This is a genomic window from Phenylobacterium sp. (assembly GCF_044371015.1).
Lineage (GTDB): Bacteria > Pseudomonadota > Alphaproteobacteria > Caulobacterales > Caulobacteraceae > Phenylobacterium.
In genome coordinates, this window is sequence record NZ_JBILUK010000299.1 from 1 (window position 1) to 3,289 (window position 3,289).

3 protein-coding genes are annotated in these 3,289 nt (G+C 68.7%); 2 read left to right on the plus strand and 1 reads right to left on the minus strand.

Going from position 1 to position 3,289, the window contains the following annotated elements; translation table 11 throughout:
* Together ACIQ3R_RS16625 and ACIQ3R_RS16630 are read left to right on the plus strand one after the other, a co-directional pair.
* Positions 1–479 (plus strand): metal-dependent phosphohydrolase (locus ACIQ3R_RS16625; protein WP_397419967.1); only part of this gene is annotated, 479 nt, incomplete at its 5' end.
* Between the two features lie 103 nt (positions 480–582).
* Positions 583–2,487, plus strand: a complete 1,905-nt coding sequence (locus ACIQ3R_RS16630; protein WP_397419968.1) for a metallophosphoesterase — start codon at positions 583–585, stop codon at positions 2,485–2,487.
* Positions 2,488–2,605: 118 nt separating this feature from the next.
* Here ACIQ3R_RS16630 and ACIQ3R_RS16635 read toward each other — a convergent pair whose 3' ends face one another.
* Positions 2,606–3,136 carry a DUF1993 family protein gene (locus tag ACIQ3R_RS16635; RefSeq protein WP_397419969.1) on the minus strand — a complete coding sequence of 177 codons (531 nt, stop codon included), beginning with the start codon at positions 3,134–3,136 and terminating at the stop codon, positions 2,606–2,608.
* Positions 3,137–3,289 lie beyond the last annotated feature (153 nt).

A 3,289-nucleotide genomic window follows, 5' to 3' on the forward strand; every position in this document is an offset into this window, starting at 1 on the left:
ATGCTCTGCAGTCTGCGGCGCACGCAGAATCCCAGGGCCTGAGCTCCGCCATGGTGATCGCGTGTCTCCTTCACGACATCGGCCACATGGTCCACGATCTGGGGGAGAACCCGGCGGCGCGAGGGGTGGATGACCTCCACGAGGCCATTGGCGCGGCCTGGGCGGCGGCCCGGTTCGGGCCTGGCGTCAGTGAGCCGGTGCGCCTGCATGTGGCGGCCAAGCGCTATCTCTGCGCTGTTGAGCCGACGTATGAAGCGGGGCTTTCGAAGGATTCGCGCATCAGTCTGGCGCTGCAGGGCGGCGCCATGACGCCGGCGGAGCAGGGCGACTTTCTCGCGACGCCGTTTGCGCGCGATGCGATCGCGCTGCGCCGGATTGATGAGCGCGCCAAGGACCCTGCGGCGATCACGCCGACGCTTGAAGAGATACTCACCCGCCATCTCGGCGCGGCGATGTCGGCGGAGTCCGTCGCCCGATAGCCCCGCCGGGCTTATCCTTCGTCGACCATCACGGGCCCGTCACAGTGGCGACCTAGACCGCGTCTAGGCAGGCGGCGTCTGCGGTTTGGTCGCGGGGAAGAACATGTTGCGCGCTCGGTGCATGGCGCTCCTGGGGCTGTTTGGCGCGCTGCTTGGCGGCCCCGTCCAGGCGCATGGCGGTCATGGCCCGCACGAAGCTCCGGCGGCCGAGGTCAAGAACGCGCCGGCGCCCCTGGCGCAATGGTCGCTGCGCGATCTGACGCCTCTATCCGGGACAAGACCGGGGCCCAACCCGCCGCCCGGCGCTGTGGGGCGTCCTCAGTCGCTCGGCGATCGCGCGACGCCGGCCCGGATGTGGATGGACCAGGTCCCTACCGTTCGTAAGCGCGAACTCCTGGCGCCGGAACTGTGGCCCCGCGGCCCGTTCAGCGTCGAGCTGTTCGTCAGCTATCATGTTGACCAGAGGGTCGGGGCCGCCTTGCTGGCGTTCGAGCCGGACGCCGACGCGCCCCTGTTTGCGTTCGGTTTCGAAGCCGGTGATGTGACGGCCCGCCTGGGCGCCGCGAGCCTCACACTGCCGGCCATGGAGTTGAAGAGCACGGTCGCCGGACAGGACCTGTCTTCCGGCCTCTACAAGCGCGGGGCGCTGCGATACTGGCACCATCTCGTCCTCGTCAACGATGGGCGGTCGCTCGCCATCTGGCGCAATGGAGAAAAGCTGGGCGAAACGCCCCTGCGCGATGCGCGCCTTGCCGGCTCGCCGCGCGCCGAGCTTGAGCTCGCCGGCTATCTAGCCAACGAACCCCATATGCGTCTGTCCGATCTGACTCCCTATGCCGCCGTCCATGGTCGGGCGCTCAGTGAGGCCGAGATCAAGGCCGTGTTCGCCAAACACATGGCCCCGGTGCGGGCCGGCGCGCCGCTCGGCAGCGTATTTCATTTCACGACCGGCGGGCCCCATCTCGCCTGGCCCACGACGAGCAGCGTCATGCTGCATTGGGAAACGGATCGGCCTGCCGCCGCACGCCTCGAGTGGGGAGAGACGCCGGCGCTTGGGCGGGTTCTGGATCTTCCCGCCAACGACGCGCGCATCCGCACCGCGACGATCGACGGCCTGAAGGCGAACACCCGATACATCTACCGCCTGACCGTAACCTCGCCCACGGGTGAGGCCCTGGATACGGGGCCGATCCCCTTCCGCACGGCCCCCGGCGAAAAGGATCCCATTGTATTCGCCGCCATATCCGACACGGAGGCGCGCCCGCACGTGAATGCGCGGCTGGCCGATCTCTTGTGGCGAGAAAGCCCGCAGATCATTCTGAACGCGGGCGACCTGACCGACGGCGGCAAGGGCGAGCATCGGTTTGAATGGACCCACGAGTACTTCGCCGCCCTCGCGCCCCTGATGGCGCGCACCGCATTCCTGCCGGTGATGGGCAATGGCGAAGACGATTTTCTCTGGTTCGAGCGCTACCACGCCCTGAAGGCGCCGGGCCGCTCCTACTACGCCTATCGTCTGGGCGATGTTGAGTTCTTCGTTCTCGACAGCAATCTGGATCGCCGCGACGCCGAGGCGCCCGACTTCCGCGCTCAGCAGCGCGCGTGGCTGGAGAAGGCCCTGGCCGCGTCAACGGCGCGCTGGAAGGTCGCGACCTTTCATCACCCGCCCCTGAACGAGCAATACGCCAAGGTGACCGACGACTTCATGGCGCCTCTGGAGCGGGCCGGCGTCGACCTGATCCTGGTGGGTCATCATCACAACTACCTCCGCTCCTGGCCCATGCGGGGCGGCCGGCCCGTGCCCGATCCGCGCGCGCCGGTCGTGATTCAGCTGGGCGGCGGCGGCGGGAATCTGGCCAACCGCGAAGCCGTGTCCGATCCGCGCTGGGCGAAAACCTACCAGGGCTACGGCTACCTGATGGTGCGCGCCTTTGGCGATCGCATGGAGCTCGTCATGCACGACGACCAGGGGGCGGTCCGCGACTTCACCGAGATCACCAAGCCCTGATCCTCGTCACCTGTACCGCTGAGGCTCACCCCGCCGCCGACGCCGGGACGCCGTCATCCGGGCGGGGGCGGACGAGGACTGTGGGAGTGTCCCCCCACGCCTGTCCTGACGTCCCCGCTCAGACGTCGACCCGTCTCGGCGGCAGCGGGCCCAGGAAATCCCGTTTCCCGATGTCCACCCCGGCCGCCCGCAACAGCGCATAGGCCATGGATGTGTGGAACAAGACGTTGGGCAGGGCGAGGTTCAGCACATAGTCCGGCGCCGGAAGGTGGCGCGCGCCCTTTGGGTTGGGCAGCACGATCTCGCGGTCCGCCGCGCCCTCGAAGTCTGCGGGCGTGAGGACGGCCAACTCCCCGAGCGCCCGGTTCAACGCCCCGCGCATGTCCTCCAGGGTCGAAAGCCTGGCCACATCATCCGGCGCCAGCCCGCGAAGCCGCCGCGTGGCGCCCACGGCGTTGTCGATCGCCGACGCGATCTGGAACGGAAACGGGTTCATGTCCGGCGCGAGGCGCAGATCGCCGAGGACTGCTACGCCGCGCCCGGCCGTCGCCGACTCGAAGTGGCCCTCGGCCTTGCCCAGCAGACCGAGCAACACGCCCAGTGCGCGCTGAAACCGGGGAACCGTCAGATCGAACAGGCTGAAGGTCATGGCGCAACCTCGTCAGGCGATGCGCGCCGTCATGACGAGGATCGATGTCGCGCGCGTGACGGGCGCCGCGCGCCCGCCGCGCCCGGGCCCAGGATCATCAGCGCCCAGGCTGGACAACAACGCCCGCGTCATCCCGGACGGCCTGCAAGGCCG